Origin of the sequence: Pseudomonas sp. NC02, from assembly GCF_002874965.1 — a bacterium.
In the GTDB taxonomy this organism is placed as follows: domain Bacteria; phylum Pseudomonadota; class Gammaproteobacteria; order Pseudomonadales; family Pseudomonadaceae; genus Aquipseudomonas.
This window is the reverse complement of record NZ_CP025624.1, coordinates 2,379,717-2,397,504: the sequence shown is the minus strand read 5'-3', so window position 1 is coordinate 2,397,504 and position 17,788 is coordinate 2,379,717. Positions and strand designations below refer to the sequence as shown.

The 17,788-nt window shown below is 63.2% G+C and carries 13 protein-coding genes; 1 reads left to right on the top strand and 12 read right to left on the bottom strand.

From position 1 onward, the window contains the following. Positions 1–16 precede the first annotated feature (16 nt). Positions 17–1,105, top strand: coding sequence for a sigma-54-dependent Fis family transcriptional regulator (locus C0058_RS11385; RefSeq protein WP_003219869.1), 1,089 nt, complete (start codon positions 17–19; stop codon positions 1,103–1,105). A 34-nt stretch (positions 1,106–1,139) separates the two neighbouring features. Here the strand turns inward: C0058_RS11385 and C0058_RS11380 are convergent, their stop codons facing one another. From C0058_RS11380 to C0058_RS11310, 12 genes are all read right to left on the bottom strand, one after another. Next, a complete protein-coding gene (locus tag C0058_RS11380; protein ID WP_102368605.1) occupies positions 1,140–2,945 on the bottom strand; it encodes an ABC transporter ATP-binding protein in 1,806 nt (601 codons plus the stop codon). A 324-nt stretch (positions 2,946–3,269) separates the two neighbouring features. Then, on the bottom strand, positions 3,270–3,782 hold the full coding sequence (locus tag C0058_RS11375; protein WP_102368604.1) for a GNAT family N-acetyltransferase: 513 nt from the start codon (positions 3,780–3,782) through the stop codon (positions 3,270–3,272). After that, on the bottom strand, positions 3,779–5,221 hold the full coding sequence (locus C0058_RS11370) for an MFS transporter (protein ID WP_102368603.1): 1,443 nt from the start codon (positions 5,219–5,221) through the stop codon (positions 3,779–3,781). Before C0058_RS11370 ends, C0058_RS11375 begins: the two co-directional genes overlap by 4 nt. Next, a complete protein-coding gene (locus tag C0058_RS11365) occupies positions 5,218–6,426 on the bottom strand; it encodes an acyl-CoA dehydrogenase family protein (RefSeq protein WP_102368602.1) in 1,209 nt (402 codons plus the stop codon). Before C0058_RS11365 ends, C0058_RS11370 begins: the two co-directional genes overlap by 4 nt. A gap of 20 nt (positions 6,427–6,446) precedes the next feature. Beyond that, positions 6,447–8,162 (bottom strand): ABC transporter ATP-binding protein, encoded by a 1,716-nt coding sequence (locus C0058_RS11360; protein WP_102368601.1) that lies wholly within the window; start codon positions 8,160–8,162, stop codon positions 6,447–6,449. Beyond that, the gene (locus tag C0058_RS11355; RefSeq protein WP_003219852.1) at positions 8,159–9,022 is read right to left on the bottom strand and encodes an ABC transporter permease; all 864 of its coding nucleotides are present in this window, start codon (positions 9,020–9,022) and stop codon (positions 8,159–8,161) included. Before C0058_RS11355 ends, C0058_RS11360 begins: the two co-directional genes overlap by 4 nt. Then, positions 9,019–9,999, bottom strand: coding sequence for an ABC transporter permease (locus C0058_RS11350; protein WP_102370239.1), 981 nt, complete (start codon positions 9,997–9,999; stop codon positions 9,019–9,021). The genes C0058_RS11355 and C0058_RS11350 overlap by 4 nt, the downstream gene beginning before the upstream one ends. Beyond that, positions 9,996–11,657: an ABC transporter substrate-binding protein gene (locus C0058_RS11345; protein ID WP_102368600.1), complete on the bottom strand. Its 1,662-nt coding sequence runs from the start codon at positions 11,655–11,657 to the stop codon at positions 9,996–9,998. The genes C0058_RS11350 and C0058_RS11345 overlap by 4 nt, the downstream gene beginning before the upstream one ends. Positions 11,658–12,213: 556 nt before the next feature. Next, positions 12,214–13,155: an IS110 family transposase gene (locus tag C0058_RS11335; RefSeq protein ID WP_371316509.1), complete on the bottom strand. Its 942-nt coding sequence runs from the start codon at positions 13,153–13,155 to the stop codon at positions 12,214–12,216. 663 nt (positions 13,156–13,818) lie between these two features. After that, a complete protein-coding gene (locus tag C0058_RS11320; RefSeq protein ID WP_102368598.1) occupies positions 13,819–15,219 on the bottom strand; it encodes an LLM class flavin-dependent oxidoreductase in 1,401 nt (466 codons plus the stop codon). 37 nt (positions 15,220–15,256) lie between these two features. Beyond that, positions 15,257–16,915: an ABC transporter ATP-binding protein gene (locus C0058_RS11315; protein ID WP_102368597.1), complete on the bottom strand. Its 1,659-nt coding sequence runs from the start codon at positions 16,913–16,915 to the stop codon at positions 15,257–15,259. Beyond that, on the bottom strand, positions 16,912–17,775 hold the full coding sequence (locus C0058_RS11310) for an ABC transporter permease (protein ID WP_102368596.1): 864 nt from the start codon (positions 17,773–17,775) through the stop codon (positions 16,912–16,914). Before C0058_RS11310 ends, C0058_RS11315 begins: the two co-directional genes overlap by 4 nt. Between the last annotated feature and the right edge of the window lie 13 nt (positions 17,776–17,788).

Below are 17,788 nucleotides of genomic sequence, written 5' to 3'. Positions count from 1 at the left end.
ATTCAAAGGGATAACCATGCAACTGCTGACCCTACCGCCCTCGCCCGCCCTTGCCACCTCCATCCGCGCCACCGCGCAGGTGTTTGAAGACCCCAGGTCCAAGGCCTTGCTCAAGCATGTGCAACAAGTCGCGCCGAGCGAAGCCAGCGTGCTGATCATCGGTGAAACCGGCACCGGCAAAGAGTTGGTCGCACGGCATATCCACAACCTCAGTGGCCGCAAGGAGCAGCCATTCGTGGCGGTGAATTGCGGTGCGTTCTCCGAATCACTGGTGGAAGCCGAGCTGTTCGGCCACGAGAAAGGCGCGTTCACCGGTGCCCTCGGTGCCAAGGCCGGCTGGTTTGAAGAAGCCAACGGCGGCACGCTGTTCCTCGATGAAATCGGCGACCTGCCCATGTCGATCCAGGTCAAGCTGCTGCGGGTATTGCAGGAGCGTGAAGTAGTGCGCCTGGGTTCGCGCAAAAGCATTCCGATCAATGTGCGGGTACTGGCGGCGACCAACGTGCAGCTGGAAAAAGCCATCAACGCCGGGCATTTCCGCGAGGACCTGTTCTACCGCCTGAACGTGGTCAACCTGGAACTCAGCCCGCTGCGGGATCGCCCCGGCGATATCCTGCCGCTGGTGCAGTACTTCATCGACACCTACACCCGCCGCCTCGGCTATGGCGAGATCATCTTGAGCAAGGAAGCCGAGCAACGCCTGGCCACCTACAGTTGGCCGGGGAATATCCGCGAGCTGGAAAACGTCATCCACCACACCCTGCTGATCTGCCGCGACGGCGTGATCCAGGCCGATGACCTGCGCATGTCCAACCTGCGTATCGAACGCCAGGAAGACAGCACCACCGCCCATGACCTGCTCGACCAGGCCTTCCAGCGGCTGTTCGAGGAGCAGATAGAAAACCTCCACGAACAGGTGGAACGCAGCCTGCTCACCGCCGCCTACCGGCTGTGCCAGCACAACCAGGTGCACACCGCAGAGTTGCTGGGGCTGAGCCGCAACGTGACCCGCACGTTGCTGATCAACCTCGGTGAGCTGAAGGTCAACAAGCGCCGCCCGCTGGCCGGTGCCAAGGATGACCGGGTGCTGCACCTCTCGATCTGACCTGACTGCGCGGCGTACCCGGTACGCCGCTTGGTCACACCACCGCTTCATCCAGCGCATCGCTGAACTGGCGACTCCACAACCGCGCATATTGCCCGCCCTGGCGCAGCAACTGTTCGTGGCTGCCGTCCTCGATCACCCGGCCATTGTCGAACACCAGGATCCGGTCCAGGTGGGCCACGGTGGACAGCCGATGCGCGACCACCAGCACGGTCTTGTCTTCCATGATTTCGTCGAGCTTGTCCTGGATAAAGCGCTCGGTGATCGAGTCCAGGCTGGAAGTGGCTTCGTCCATCACCAGGATCGGCGCGTTTTTCAGCAACACCCGGGCAATCGCAATGCGCTGGCGCTGGCCGCCGGACAATTTGACCCCACGCTCGCCCACCAGCGATTCGTAGCCGTGTTCCATGCTGTCGATAAATTCACTGGCGCCGGCGCGGTGGATCGCCTCGGCGACCTCGTCCATCGAGGCATCCAGGCGGCCGTAATGGATGTTTTCGCGAATGCTGCGGTGGAACAGGCCGGGCTCCTGGGGAATCAGGCCGATCTGCTGGTGCAGCGAATGCTGGGTCACCTCGCGCACGTCCTTGCCGTCCACCAGCACCTGGCCTTGCTGCACGTCGTAGAGGCGCAGCAGCAAGCTCAACAGTGTCGATTTACCGGAACCGGAAGCGCCTACCAGACCAACTTTCTGGCCAGCGGGGATGACGATATTCAGGTGTTCGAAAATCGGCCGTCCGGCGCTGTAGCTGAAGCCCACGTCGCGAAACTCGATATCGCCGCGCTTGACCATCAGCGCCTTGGCGCCGGGTTGGTCGATGACTTCATGGGGGCGGATCAAGGTGCGCACGCCGTTGGCAATGTTGCCGGTGGCTTCGAAAAATTCGAGAAAGCGTCGCGACAGGTTGCCCACGTCACTGATGATCAACAGCGACAAGCTGGTGGACATCACAAACGCCGCAATATCGATGCGGTGACTGCGCCACAAGTACAGGGCGAGCAGCAACAGGCCCAGCTTGAGCACCACGCCACAGCTGGTCTGGAACCAGCGGATGCGCTCCATATAGCCGAGGGAGCGATAAGCCGCCGTCACCTCCTTGTCGAGGAAGGTGCCCAGGTAACTGTGCTCGAAGGCATGCCGCGCAAACAGGCGGATATTGGCCAGGTTGGACACGGCGTCCACCACTTTGCCGGTACTGGTGCTGCGCGCTGCCGAATACTGCTGGGCCAGCGGATGACTGCGCCGTGCGAGCAGGTAACAGATGGCGATGAACACCACCGACCAGCCGGCCATGAACAGCGCCAGCAGCGGCGAAGCGGTCCATAGCAAGGCCGTGGCCAGGCTCAGCGTCACCAGCAGCGGGATCAGGTCGAACAGCAGGATGCTCAGGGTCTGGTTCACCCCAAGGGTCACCTCAGACACCCGGTGCGCCAGGGCGCCGGCGAATTCGTTGCTGATAAAGCGATGGGAATGCTGTTGCAGGTAGGCGAACACCACATGGGTCACCGTACGCCGCTGCAACGGCAACACGTGGATATGGCAGCCCGCCGCCGCGCGGGTAAATAACACCTCGCACACAAGCAGTATGGCGAACAGCGTCAACGGCCAGCGCAGCACCTCGAACGCACGCTCCGCCTCCAGCCCATTGCTGACGGTGCGGGTGATTTGCCCAAGGCCCCAGGGAATCAGGATCGAACACACCACGGCAGCAATCTGCAACAGCAGGATCGCCAGGTACCACCCTTTGAAATGCCCGATGAAATGCCGCACAAACGCCGCCGGCGTCGATGGCAAGTGCTGGACATTCCAGGTGCGAAACAATGAAAAAGACGAACTCATGGCCAATGACATTCCTGAATGACGCCTGTGGCCGCGCAGCTTTCAGGCAAAAATGGTGAGTGTGATCGTTCCCACGCTCTGCGTGGGAATGCATCCGGTGACGCTCTGCGTCACGATTTTAAGAGCGGACGCAGAGCGTCCAGAGCGGCATTCCCACGCAGAGCGTGGGAACGATCTCAATAGACAGCAACTGTGCCCCATGAAACAGACAAACATTCCCCTGTGGCGAGGGAGCTTGCTCCCGCTGGAGTGCGAAGCGCTCCCAGGATTTTGGGGCCGCTGCGCAGCCCAGCGGGAGCAAGCTCCCTCGCCACAGGTTCAGCGTCACTTTTGGGATTGGTAACGGATTTCCTCCAATTCACGACCGCCCCGAGCAAAGGTGCGGCTTGATTCGGGCTGCGCTATCCATCCTGCATTTTGGTAAAAGCGCACTGCCCGCCGGTTTTCAGCCAGCACCCACAACGTCGCCGTCTCCAGGCCCAGGCTCGCGAGATGCTCCAGCCCCCTGAGCCACAGCGCCCTGCCCACCCCCGTTCCCCAATGCTCGGCCAGCACATACACCGCCTGCACTTCACCGGTTACGCCTGGATCAGCATCCTCATCACGACTCGAGCTGACAACAATCCAGCCCACCACACGCCCCTCGACCTGCGCGACAAACACAGCTTCGCTCCCCTGCTCAATCGACTGCCGCCAAAAGGCTTCACGCCGAGGCTGTGTCGCCTCCAGCGAAGCCAGGTAATCCGCCGGCATCAGTTCACGATAAGCCTGCTGCCAACTGCGAATATGCACCCAGGCAATGTCACCTGCGTCCTCGATACGTGCTGCACGAATCATCCAATTCCCTCTGCGCGTTTTGCATAAATCGCCGAGCCCGCCTGGGGCGACAGCCTGCGATAAACCAGCCCCGACAAGGCGCACAGCAATCCGGCACCCGCCATGATCCAGGCGATATCACTCTGCTCGACCGTGGCATGCCCGCGCACGGCCATGATCAAGCCGAGCAGGCCCGCCGCGATGCCCACCGATAAACTCAACGTCAACTGAATGGTCATCGCCGACAGGCTGCTGGCGCGGCTGGATTGCTCCGGTGGCACGTCGGCATAGGTCAACGCCCCCAGGGTGCTGAATTGCAGCGAGCGAATGATCCCGCTGCCAAATAACACCAGTATTACAATCCAGTAAGGCGTTGATACCTCGAACAGGCTGCACGCCAGGATGGTTGCACCGGTGAGCACCGCATTGCCGATCAAGGTGCGCCGGAAACCGAAGCGGCTGACAATCCGCACTGCCAGCATTTTCATCAGCAACGCCCCCACGCCACCGGCAACGCTCAGCAGCCCCGCCTGCAACGGGTTAAGCCCGAAACACAGCTGGAACAGCAACACCAGCAAAAACGGCTGTGACGCGCTGCCGATGCGCATCAGGTTGCCGCCCCAGAAGCTCACCGCGAAGGTCGGGATTTTCAACAATGAAAAATCGATCAACGGGTACGCCGTCCGCCGTGCATGCAGGACATACAGCCAGGCACTCAACAGCCCGCCGCCAATCAGCAGCAACGCCCACTGGCGCGGCAACAGGCCGTGGCCCAGCACCTCGAAACCGAACACCAGCCCGCCCAATGCCACGCCGCTGAGCAACAGGCCGGGAACGTCCAATGGCTGGCCGGGTGTCCCGGAATAGTCCGGGATATAGCGCAGCACCAGGATCACCCCAAGCACGCCGATCGGCAGGTTGATCAGGAAGATCCAGTGCCACGACAGCACCGTCACCAACAGCCCGCCCAACGGTGGGCCCAGCAGCGGCCCAACCAGCGCCGCCACCGTCAGGTACGACATGGCACGCAGCAGGTTTTCCCGCGCCGACCAGCGCAGCAGGATCACCTGCCCCACCGGCACCATCATCGCCCCCGAGGCACCCTGGGCCAAACGCGCCAGGGACAGTTGCAACAGCGAGCCCGAGCAGGCACAGGCCACCGACGCGAGGGTGAACAGCACGATGGCGCTGATAAACACCCGACGCGGCCCGAACCGGTCGGCCGCCCAGCCGCTGACCGGCACGAACAGCGCCACCGCCAGCAGGTACAGTGACACCACCAGGTTCATGCGCACGCTGGGCTCGCCGAAATCCTGGGCCATCTGCGGCAGCGCCGTGAGCACCGCCGTGGCGTCGATCAATTCCATGAACAGCGCACAGCCGATGATCATTGGCACCCGGCGCGCGTGCCCGGAGCCCACCTCGCCCAAGGGGTGTGAAAGGTCGAGGGCTTTGTTCAAAACAGCCCCGATGTCGGAGGCGGCGTGCCCTTGAGTTGCCAGGCGCCCACGGCTGCGGCTTTCCAGTGCCGGGGATTGTGGTTGGCCACGGTGCGCGCGTTGCGCCAGTGCCGGTCCAGGTTATGCGCGCGGCCGGTGGTGGAAGCGCCACCCACGTCGAACACCAGCTCGGCGGCCTTGAGCGCCGACTCCGCCGCGATGTATTGCGCCTGGGCCACGTCCACTGCCGCCTGGTCGACGGCCACCGCATCAAGATCCGCAGCCCAGGCGCGGTCAATGGAGTCCGCCGCGTGCAACACCACCGCTTCGGCGGTAAAGGCCCGGGCCGAGACGTCGCCCACGCTCAGTTCCACGTACGGGTCATCCACCGAGCGCGTGGCGCTGCTGTGCTTGATCGGCCGCGCATGCTCCTTGGCAAAGGTCACCGCATCATTCAGCGCATTACGCGCAATACCGGCCTGCACCGCCGCGAGGAACACTTGCAGGAACGGCGTGACAATCGTGCGCTTGCCTTCCTCGACGGTGCGGGTGCGGATCTCGCTGGCCAACACCTGCACATCATGCAGATGGGTGGTGCCACTGGCGGTCAGGCGCTGGCCCATGGCGTCGAAATCATCCAGCAACTCCAGGCCCTGGCGGTCGCGCGGCAGGATGAACGACACGGGCTGGTCATTCTCGTCCAGGGCGACGGCGCTGACCCAATCGGCATACAACGAACCGGTGCTGTAGTACTTGCTGCCGCAAGCGCGAAAGTGCTCGCCGTCACGCACGATGCGCGCACTGATCGAACCGTTGGCACCGCCGACTTCCCAGCCGGCATTGCCGATCACGGCGCCTTGCAGGTAGCGCCCGAACCAATGCTCGCGCTCCTCCTCCGCCCCCTCGGCGCGGGACGCCAGCAGGCCTTCGACAAACCCGAAACCGGGGCGCAGCGCCTGGGCCACGTTGGAGTCGGCCGAGGCGATGCGAATCAGCAAGGCAATCACGTCCTTGACCGAACCACCGGCGCCGCCAAACCGCTTGGGAATCCGCACGGTAAACAACCCGGCCTGGGCGATCTGCGCCACGGCCTCATACGGCAGTTGGCGGTCACGCTCACGTTGCGCAGCGCCGGCGGCAATCTGCGGCAGGATGCGGTCGGCGCGGGCGTTCAGTTCGGCCACCGTTACAACCGGCGGCGTGGGTACAGCAGACAACTTGCTCATGGCACTTCCTTGATTCAGGTCTAGATGGCGATTTTCCACAGGCGCGATTCATCAAACAGCCAGCCGGGGTTTTCCGGCTCCAGGGCCGGCACCACCAACTGCGTGCCGCTGCCGGGCAGGCGTGGCACCGCGCCCAGCAGGCGCCGGGTGTATTCGTGCTGGGGCGATTCAAACAACGTCTCGACGCTGGCGCTTTCCACCACCTGGCCGTGGCGCATCACCAACACTTCGTCGCTGACGTGGCGAATCACCCCCAGGTCGTGGGAGATAAACAGGTAGGCCAGGCCCAGCGAGGCTTGCAGGTCGGCCAGCAGATCCAGGACCTGGGCCTGCACCGACACGTCCAGCGCCGACACCGGCTCGTCGCAGATAATCACTTTGGGGTTGCTGGCAATCGCCCGGGCAATCGCCACGCGCTGGCGCTGCCCACCCGACAGTTGCAACGGTCGGCGCTCGGCCAATTGCGGCGCCAGGCGTACCTGGTCGAGCAACTGTGTCACGCGGGCCGCCTGTTGCTCGGCGTCGATACCGGCAACGTCCAGCGCATCACTGAGGATCTGCCCCACCGTCCAGCGCGGGTCGAACGAACTCAGTGGGTCCTGATAAATCACGCTGATATCCCGGCGATGCACACGGCGGGTCTTTTCCTCGACCCGCTCGGTACCTGCCGCGGCCCATGGCTGGTCGAGAAAACGCACCTCACCGGCATCCGGTTGCAGCAAGCCGAGGGCGATGCGTGCCACGGTGGTTTTGCCGGAGCCGGATTCACCGACGATGCCCAGGGTGCGACCGGCGCGCAGCTCGAAGCTGACGTTATCCACCACCTGGCGCGACTGTTGATCGGGGCCGACATACCGCTTGCCCAGCCCGGAGGCCTTGAGCAACACCGGCGAATCCGCGCCCGGCCGTGGTTGCGCCACAGCGTTGCTGCGCTCCGGCGACAGGCGTGTGCCACGGGCATGTTCGGCGGGCACCGCATCCAGCAGCGAGCGGGTGTAGGCGTGGCGCGGGTTGAGCAGCACCTGATCCATCGGGCCCTGCTCCACCACTTCGCCGTGGCGCAGCACCAGTACCTCATCGGCCAATTGCGCAACCACCGCCAGGTCATGGCTGATGATCAGCAGCGAATCGCCACGGGCCTTGATCTGCTGCAATACCTGCAGGATCTGCGCCTGCACCGTGGCATCCAGCGCCGTGGTCGGTTCATCGGCAATCACTAGGCCGGGGTTCAATGCGAGTGCGCTGGCAATCAGCGCACGCTGGCGCAGGCCGCCGGAGAGTTGATCAGGACGCTGGCGGGCACGCAGTTGCGGCTCGGGTACGCCCACCAGGTCCAGCAGTTCGATGACGCGTTCGCCACGGCTGCGACGGTCGCCCCAGCGATGGGTCTCCAGCACTTCGAGAATTTCCTTGCCCACCGGCCGCAACGGGTCGAGGGACACCAGTGCGTCCTGCAACACGAAGCCGATGCCGTTGCCACGCAAACGACGCCAGCCGCGTTCCGACAGGCTGAGCAAATCCACACCGTCATAGCTCAAGGTGCGCGCCGTAACCTTCGCGCCCGCACCCGCCAGGCCAATCAGGCTGCGGGCGGTGACGCTTTTACCGGAGCCGGATTCGCCCACCAGCGCCAGGGTCTTGCCAGGCTCCAGGGTGAAAGACAGATTGCGCACCACCGACTGCCCGGCAAACTCGATGGACAGCCCTTCAACGATCAAGCGTTTCTGGTCGCTCATGAAAGACGGCCCTCCAGGCGTTGTTGCAGGTAACGGCCAGTGACCGTGGTCGACAGCGTGGTCAATACGATGAACAGCCCGGGGAAGAACGTCAGCCACCAGGCGTTGGCGATGAAGTCGCGGCCCATGGACAACATGGTCCCCCACTCCGGTGCCGGCGGACGGGCGCCCAGGCCGAGAAAACTCAGGGCCGAGGCCCAGACAATCGCCTGGCCCACGCCCATGGTCAGGGTCACGATCAGCGGGCGCATGGCGTTCGGCAGCAACTGGCGCAGGATGATGCGCAGCGGCGGATGCCCGAGGGCCCGGGCGGCTTCGATATAGCCCGCGTTGCGCACCGCCAGCACCTGGCCACGGACCATCCGCGCATAACCCGGTGCACTGCCCAGCCCGGTGGCGACGATCAGCGGGCCGATGCCGCTGCCGAAAATCGCCACGAACAACAGCGCCAGGATCAGGCTCGGAAACGCAAACAGCACTTCCAGCAACCAACCCACGCCGCGGTCCACCCGCGCGCCGCCCAGCCCGCCCAACAGGCCAAGCACAATGGCGATGGTCATCGCAATCGCCGTGGCTGCCAGGCCGATGAACAACGACTGGCGGGTGCCATGGATCACCCGCGAAAAAATATCCCGCCCCGACTGATCGGTGCCGAACCAGTGGGCCAGGCTCGGCGAATGAAACGCATCGCGGGGCACGATGGCCAGCGGGTCGCTGTAGGCGAACAACTGCGGCACCAGCGCCGCGACGATCACCAGCAACAGAAAGGTAATCGCCAACAGCGGGCCGAGGCGCAGCGTGCGAGTGGTGCGCTGAATCCGCAGCGCGGGCAGCGGTGTTTCCAGGGTCAGGCCACTCATGCTGGAAGCTCCTGTTGGCGAGGGTCGACCCACAGGTACAGCAGGTCGACCAGAATATTGGCGAGCACGTAACCGGCGGCGACCACCAGGCTGATGCCGATGGTCAGCGGCAGGTCCTGGGCCTGCACCGCCTGGTACAACTGGCGGCCGAGGCCCTTGCGGGAAAAAATCACTTCGATCACCACGGCGCCGCTGATCAGCGCGCCGATGGCCCAGCCCGACAACGAGATGCCCGGCAACACGGCGTGGCGCAACGCGTGTTTGAAGCGCACGTTGAAGTCACTCAGGCCACGGGTGCGGGCGGTCAGGATGAAGGGTTGGTCGAGGGTCAAATCCAGGGATTCACGGGTGACCTGCGCGATAAACCCGGCCAGCGGAATCGCCAGGGCGAATGACGGCAACACCAGGGTGCGCCAGCCATCACTGCCTGCCGGCGGGAACAGCCGCAGGCCGAACGCAAACACCGCCAGCAGCAGAATCCCCAGCCAGAAGTGCGGCAGCGCGGCGGCCAGGGTTTCCGCGAGCGAGGCCAGGCTGGCTACCCAGCGGCGGCGCCCGGCGGTCAGCACCGTCAGCGCCAGCACCAGAATCCAGGCCAGGGCGAGCGAGGTCAGGGTCAGCTCCAGGGTCGGCCAGGATTGCTCGGCGAGCACTCGGGTCACCGGCAGGTGCTGGGAATAGGAAACCCCCAGGTCACCCTGCACCAGTCGCCCGAGGTACAACGCGTATTGCACCGCCAGTGGTTTGTCGAGGCCGTACTCGCGGGTGGCTTCGGCGATGGTCTCGGGGGTGGGGTTGCCGCTCGGGCCGCCGAGGATCGCCTGCACCGGATCGCCGGGCATCAGGCGCAAGGCAAAGAACGTCAGCGTGGCCACCGCCCAGAGCACCAGCACGCCGCCGGCAAGGCGCCACAGCGCACGTTTGCCGAGCCGGGCCAGGCGCTCGCGCCGTGGGTTGGCAAGTGATGTGTCGCTCATTTGTTCACCCATGCGTCATAGAGATAAGTCACCGCCAGCGACGGCTCCAGCCGCACGCCCTGGGTGGTCTTGTAGATACCCAGCCGCGTGCTTTGCGGGTAGGTGGTCAATTGCAGGTACTGGCCGGAAGCGATTTTCTGCGCCTGGTAATACAGCGCCCGGCGCTGCTCGCTGTCCTGGGTGGTGAGGGCTTGCCGGATCAGCGTGTCGAACGCCGGGTCACTGAAGCCTGCGGTGTTCTGGTGGTAACCACCGACACCCGCCGGGCTGATGAACTCACTGCCGAAGATGATCCGCAGCACGTCGGCGGTGTTGGTGTTCCAGTAGCCGAGGCGAATGTCGTAGTCCCAGTCGGCCTGGCGTTTGGTGGCCTGTACGTCACTCATCTGGTCGACGATCAGCTCGAAGCCGACCTGCCGGGTGGTGGCCTGCACCTGTTCCCACAAGGTGTATTCCGACGGTGGCGTGCGGTTGCCCATCACCACGTGAACTTGCAGGCGCTTGCCGTCCTTGGTGCGGTAGCCCTCGCTGTCGCGCTGGGTCCAGCCGGACTGGTCGAGTAACTGCGCAGCCCGGGCGGGGTCGTAATCCTGGGCGTGCTGGAACTCCGGGCTGTAGAAGCGCGTGGCTGGGCTCAGCGGCCCGCCGGCGCGGGGGAATTCGTTGAAGTACACGCTCTTCAACGCGCCCTCGATGTCGGAACTGCGTACGAAGGCTTCGCGCACTCGCACGTCATCGAACGGCGCACGGGTAATGTTCAGCGTGCCGTTGGTGGGGTTGCCGGGGCGTTGGGCGATCACCAGGGTCAGGTCCGGGTTGCGTCGAGCGGCCTCGTGGGATTCGGGGGGCAATGCCTCGATCACGTCGACCTCGCCAGCCTGCAACGAGGCGAAGCGCACGGAAGGTTCCTGGATGAACTTCCAGACGATCCGGTCGAGCCAGGCCGGGCCCTGGTGCTTGGCGGTGGGTGGCGCCCAGTTGTAGTCGGGGTTGCGCACCAGCTCGACCTGGCTTTGCCGGTCCCAGCGCACGACCTTGAACGGGCCGCTGCCGACCGGGCTTTCGCAGTTCACATCGCGCGAGCGCAGCAGGGCTGTGGGGGACTCGATGCCGAGGAAGCCTTGGGCGAGGACTTCAAGAAAGGCCGCGTACGGCGTGGCGAGGTGCACCACTGCGGTGTATTCGTCGAGCACGTCGGTGCTGCGGTATTGGCGGATGTAGCCGCCTGCGGTGCTGGATTGGGTCTTGGGGTTGGCCATGTGGTCGAGGTTGGCCTTGACCGCTGCGGCGTTGAACGGGGTGCCGTCGGTGAAGTGCACGTCGTTGCGCAGGTGGAAGGTGTAGGTCAGGCCGTCGGGGGAGACTTCCCAGGTCTTGGCGAGCCAGGGGCCGATGCGGCCGTCGGCGTCCATCGAGACCAGGGAGTCGAGGTACTGCTGGGCGACGAACACCTGGGGCATGTCGCCGGCCACGTGGGGGTCGAGGCAGGTGGGTTCGCGGTCGGTGGCGTACACGAGGGTGCCGCCCTTTACCGGCTGGTCACTGCGGGTGACGGTGGAGCTGCCTTGGCCGCAGCCCAGGAGCAGGCCGCAGAGTGTGGCGGTGCCGATAAGGAGCAACGGGCTGGATCGTCGCGGGTAAGGGGCGGGTTCTTGCATGATGGGTCAGGCCTAAAGTCCGGGAACTGGGTCATTGCACAAGGCATGCCGGGTTTTTGGGCCTGTAAACAGGGGGGATTGGAGGGTTGGGGGATTGCTGAAAACGACAATGTGTGTGGGAAGTGTTGGTCAGGCAACAGCTCGGCCTTGGGGGGGCGTGAGGTTTGAGTACATATCCGTTGCTGCGGTAACGGCGGCTATTGGTTCCGCTCTTACAGCGGCTCACTTTTGAACAGCGCAAAAGTAAGCAAAACGCTCTTGCCCCACCACTCGGCACCTCGCTTAGGCTCGGTGTGCCCTCACTCCGGCTTTGGACCGTGGGCCGCCGTCATGGGCCATCCCTGGCCCAGGACGGCTAACCCGGCGTCCTGCCGGGTTACCCACGCTCCAAAGCCTGCGTTCGGCCAGCGTGGTTTAACGGGGCGCCTAAGATCAAGATCAAAAGCAGATCAAGAGCACAGCGGCCTACCGGCCGGCTTGAGTGTTTAAAAGCCAAATCAAAAGCTAAAGCGGGCACGGTTCAAATGTGGGAGATTCTATGGTTGAGGGGCAACCCTCAACCAACCTTTGGTTGGTATTCGCTTTGTCCTTTTAGCAAGGCAAATACCACTCGAGCAAGCTTGCGGGCCAGCATTACCAGCACCTGAGTGGTGCTGTAACCCCGCGCCCGTTGCGCTTGATAAAACTCCTTCCATGCAGCCGTTCGGCTAGCTGCCATCGCTGCGTTGTGCAAAAGACGCCGAGCTTCTGAGTCGCCACGTTTGCTCAAGCTACGACGATTATCTTTCTGTCCTGACTTAGAAACGCGTAAATCCATGCCCAAGAAGGCGATGAAAGCGTCTGCGTTTCTAAAATCACCTCGTTGAAAGCTAGTAACCAAGCGGGCTCCAGTCAAAAAACCGATACCTTCAACTTTCAAGCAACGCTTTAGCTGATCCGACAGTCCAGCTTCTTTCAGGCGATCACCGATCATCTTTTCAATCAGGCCTTCTAGCTTTTGCATCGACTTCACCTGCTCGGTAAAAGAGGCCTTCAGTAACGGCTCATTCGCCCAGCTTTGAGTCAGGCTGACGCGTGCCTGGACCAGCGCCGCCCGGCGGCGGAAAAGACTCAAAAGCTGGCGATACAGAGGAGATGGCGGCGTCCAGGGACGAAGTTCATCGGCTTCGTTTTTTAAATAGCGAGCGAGCAATTTGGCATCCTGGGCGTCGGTTTTAGCCCGGATATTCACACCTTTACGATAATGGCTGAGCTCATATCCACCCACCATGTAGATCACGCAGCCAGCTTCATAGGCGAGATCAGCGAACTCCAAGTGATAGATGTTGGTAGCTTCAATCGCAACTGCCACGGTGCCCGGTAGGGCCTTCAGCCATTTTTTAATGGCGGTTTTGTTGTTCGGGATTACTTCCAGCAGATCGAGTTCGGCGTGGTAAATCACCAGCTCATTTTTAGCAACATCGACGCCAACGATCGGCTTTGAGACAGGAACTGGCATTGCCATGGGACTTCCTCCGGGCTATGGTTTTGAGCACTTGAAGGGCTCACCCAGAGGCGCAGGCTTGTTCCTATCGTCGGTCATAGCCAGATGCATTCTTTATCGGCGCTTGGGTGAAAGGAGGAGGGGCGAAATCTCCCACGGTCTGTACTGCGCCAACAGTCAGAATCGGGCTTTGTCCCTCCTCCTCCCTTCAAGTCCTAGCATACAAGCGGGCTTGCTCGCGAAGGTCGTTAACGATGACGTGGGTATCCTGATTCAACGCGGCGCTCTCAGGTTTTTCGCGAGCAAGCCCGCTCCCACATAAAAGCAGCTCTGCTTTCGCTCTGGCTTTTGATCTGGCTTTTAACACTCAGGTCGGCTTTCAGGCCGCCGTGCTCTTGCTTTTGATCTTGCTCTGACTGCCCCAATAAGCCCGAGGCCGAACGCAGGTATTGCGCAGCGGGTAAACCGGCAGGACGCCGGTTTAGCCGCGCCGGGCCATGGATGGCCCGTCGCGGCGGCCCGCGGAGCAATGCCGGAGTGAGGGAACGCCGAGCCACAGCGAAGCGCCGACAGGCGGGGCAGAGCGCTTTGGTTACTTTGCCGCTTTTGCAAAGTGACTCGCTGTAAGAGCGAAACCATAGGCCGCCGTTACCTAAATAACGGATATGTACTCTCAACTCACGCCGGAAACCGCAACGGCAAAGCAGCCTGAAGCAACGCCGCCGGATCCCGATAACGCGCCCCAAAGTGGTCCCCCGGCAACCGCGCCCGCCCAGCCCCAAACAACCGCTCCCGCAACGTCTCCCCCTCGTTGTACCGCTCACGAAACCGCCCCCGACGACGCAACTCCGGCACCACCAATTCAATAAAGTCCCGCGCCGTCTCAAACGACAAATACTGCCTCAGGTTAATCCCGTCGATCCCATCCTCATCCAGCCATTTCTCAATCGCGTCCGCCACCACCGTCGGCGTACCCGCGACAAAAAACCGCTCGCGATTAAACCCACCCAGCTGCGCCAATACCGCCCCAACAGTGGAGTCCGCCTTGTACCGGCTCAAACTCTCCCACCCCTTGACCTGCCGACTCACCAGATCACTGATCAACGTATCCCGCGGATACGCCGTCAAATCAATCGCCGACTGCCCGTGAGCCAGCGACGCCTCGACACTCACCAACTTGCGATAACTGTCGAGCTTGGCACTCACCTCCTCATCCGTCCGCCCAACGATCACCCCCGCCATCACAATAAACTTCAACCCCGCCGGATCGCGATCATGCTCAACTGCCTTCTGCCGCATCGCCTGGATATTCGCCCGCACCGCCGGCGCATCATTACCACCGGTAAACACCACTTCGGCATGCCGCCCGGCAAACTCGATCCCGGCCGGTGACCCCGTAGCCTGAAACAACACCGGCGTACGCTGCCGCGAAGGCTGGCACAAGTGTGGGCCGGCAACCTTGAAGTGTTCCCCCACGTGGTTGATATAGCGCACCTTGTCCGGATCGGTGTAGATCCGACGCTCACGGTCGACAATCACCGCGTCATCGTCCCAGGAACCCTCCCAAAGCTTGTACAGCACGTCGAGGTATTCATCGGCGATCTCGTAGCGGTGATCGTGAACCACCTCAGTGTCATGCCCGAAGTTGCGCGCCGCATTCGGCAAATACGAGGTGACGATGTTCCAGCCCACCCGCCCCTTGGTCAGGTGATCGAGGGTACTCATGCGCCGCGCAAAGGCGAACGGCGGTTCGTAGGTGGTGGAAAAGGTCGCGCCGAAACCCAGGTTCTTGGTCACCCCGGCCATCGCCGGAATCACCAGCAGCGGGTCGTTGCTGGGAATCTGCATGCCCTCACGCAGCGAGGTCTCGGGGCCGTCGCGAAAGCGGTCATAGGTGCCAATCACATCGGCCAGGAACACGCCATCAAAGGTGCCGTATTCCAGCAGCTGCGCCAGCTCGGTCCAATAGTCCAGGTCGTTGAAACGGTGCCGGTTGTTGTCCGGGTGCACCCACAAACCATGGACGATGTGGCTGACGCAGTTCATTTCAAACAAATTCACGTGCAGTTGCTTGGGCACCAGGAGCACTCCTTTCGTAGATACGTTTTCCAATACGTCAGATCGCGACATTCAGGTAGAACGGGATCGGCGTGTAGTCGGTTTCAAGGGTCGGGATCGCATCGATCAGCGCGCGGGTATAGGCATGGGCCGGACGGTCGAACACCGCGCGTACCGAGCCGGACTCCACCACTTCACCGGCCTTCATCACCAACACGCGCTCGCTGACGTGGTTGATCACGCCGAGGTCATGGGAAATGAACAGGCAAGCCAGGCCGAGGCGGCGCTTGAGGTCGTCGAGCAGTTCGAGAATCTGTGCCTGTACCGACACGTCGAGCGCCGACACCGGTTCATCGCAGATCAGGATCTGCGGCTCGGAAGCCAACGCTCGGGCAATCGCGATGCGCTGGCGCTGGCCACCGGAAAGTTCGATCGGCCGGCGCGACAAGACGCTGGCATCAAGGCGCACCAGTTCCAGCAGTTCCAGGGCACGGTCGCGCCGGGCATGACGCGGTACGCCAGCCACCACCAGCGCTTCGAACAGCACACGCTGCACGGTGTAGCGTGGGTCGAAGGAGCTGAGCGGGTCCTGGAACACCACTTGCACCGCACGCCGGGCTTCGCGTTTTTGCCTGGCGTCGAGGTCGGACCAGCGCTGGCCATTGATCCACACCTCGCCGGCATCGGCGGTTTCCAGGCCGAGTATCAGCCGGGTCAAGGTGGTCTTGCCGCAACCGGATTCGCCCACCACCCCCAGCGTCTCGCCGCGACGCAGCTGTAGCGACACCTGGTTCAGCACCGTGCGGGTTTTGCCGTCGGGGCCGACAAAGGTTTTGGACAGCTCGCGTGCTTCAAGCAGTATTTCGCCCTGGGGCGCCGGCTCGGGCTCCACCGCCGTGAGCAACCGGCGCGTAGGCTGGAAGTGCACGGCCTTGGCGGCCCGCAGCAGCAGTTGGGTATACGGATGACGCGGGTCTTGCAGGACCTGTTCGGTGCTGCCCTCCTCCACGATCACCCCGTGGCGCATCACGGCCACGCGATCGGCCAGGCGCGAGACCACTGACAGGTCGTGGCTGACCATCAGCAGTGCATTGTCTTCACCGCGCAGGCTCTCCAGCAGGGCGATGACCTGGGCCTGCACCGTGGCATCCAGTGCCGTGGTAGGTTCATCGGCAATGATCAACCGCGGATTGCAGGCAATCGCCGAGGCGATCAGCGCCCGCTGGCGCAAGCCGCCGGAAAGTTGCCAGGGGTATTGGCTGGCGCGCAGTTCCGGTTCCGGCACACCGACATCCCGCAGCAGTTCCAGCACCCGCAGGCGGCGCGCTTCCAGGCCCAATGCGGTGTGCAGGTACAACGGTTCTTCGATCTCGGCACCGACGCGGCGCAGCGGGTCCAGCGCGCCCAACGCGTCCTGCATCACAAAGCCGATGCTCGCGCCGCGCAGTTGCTGCCAGGCCCGCTCGTTGAGCTGGCGCAGGTCGACGCCCTGGAAGGCCAGTTTGGCGGCCTGGACATGGGCGTCCTTGCCGGTGAGGCCAGCCAGGGTGCGGGCGGTGACGCTTTTTCCGGACCCCGACTCCCCTACCAGCGCCAGGCATTCACCCCGGCTCAACTGCAGACTGACACCGTGCAACACTGGCTCGGCCTGGCCGAAACGTACTGTCAGGTCGCGGATATCGACCAGCGGGCCGAGGGTATGGATGTTCATCGTCATAGAGGCTTTCCTTCGCTGCGGCGCAAGAGTTCGCGGCCGATGGCACTGATGGAAACAACGGTCAGGGTGATGATCAGGGCGGGCCAGGCCACCAGCCACGGCGCATTGGCCAGGAAGCTGCGCCCGATGGACATCATCCCGCCCCACTCCGGCGCAGGCGGCGGTGCGCCGAAGCCGAGGAAACTCAAGGCGGCACCGGCAGTGATCGCGCCGCCGATGCCGATGGTGGCGAGGATCAACACGGGCTTGAACGCATTCGGCAGGATGTGCCGCAGCACCACCGCCAGCTGCGATTGGCCGAGGGTGACGGCGGATTCGACGTAGCCGGCATTGCGTACGCTGAGGGTTTGCGCCCGCACCAGGCGCGCATAACGCGGCACGCCAGCGATGCCTATGGCGAGAATCAGGTTGGCCGTGCCCTGGCCGAAAAACGTGATGATCACCAGCGCCAGCAACAGGTCGGGAAAGGACAGCAGCACGTCGATCCCGCGCATCAATGCGCTGTCCAGCCAGCGCGGCCCAAGGCCTGCGATCAAGCCGAGCAAGGTGCCCCAGGCCAACCCCAGCGCGGTGGCGGCGAGGCCCATGAACAGCGACGAACGCACGCCATAAATCAATCGGCTGAGCACATCGCGCCCGTTCTCATCAGTGCCCAGCCAATGCACATTGCTCGGCGCCTGGAACGCCATGCGCGCCGACGCCTCCAACGGGTCATACGGGGCCAGCCATTGCGGAACAACGGCGGCCAGCAGCAACAGCCCGACAAATACCCCGGCGAGCAACAGACCCGGCCGCAGTTGGGTAAACCCGACAAGACGCAACGGGCGATTGCCGATCAACGTTTCAATGGTTTGCGTCATGCCAGGCTCCTGG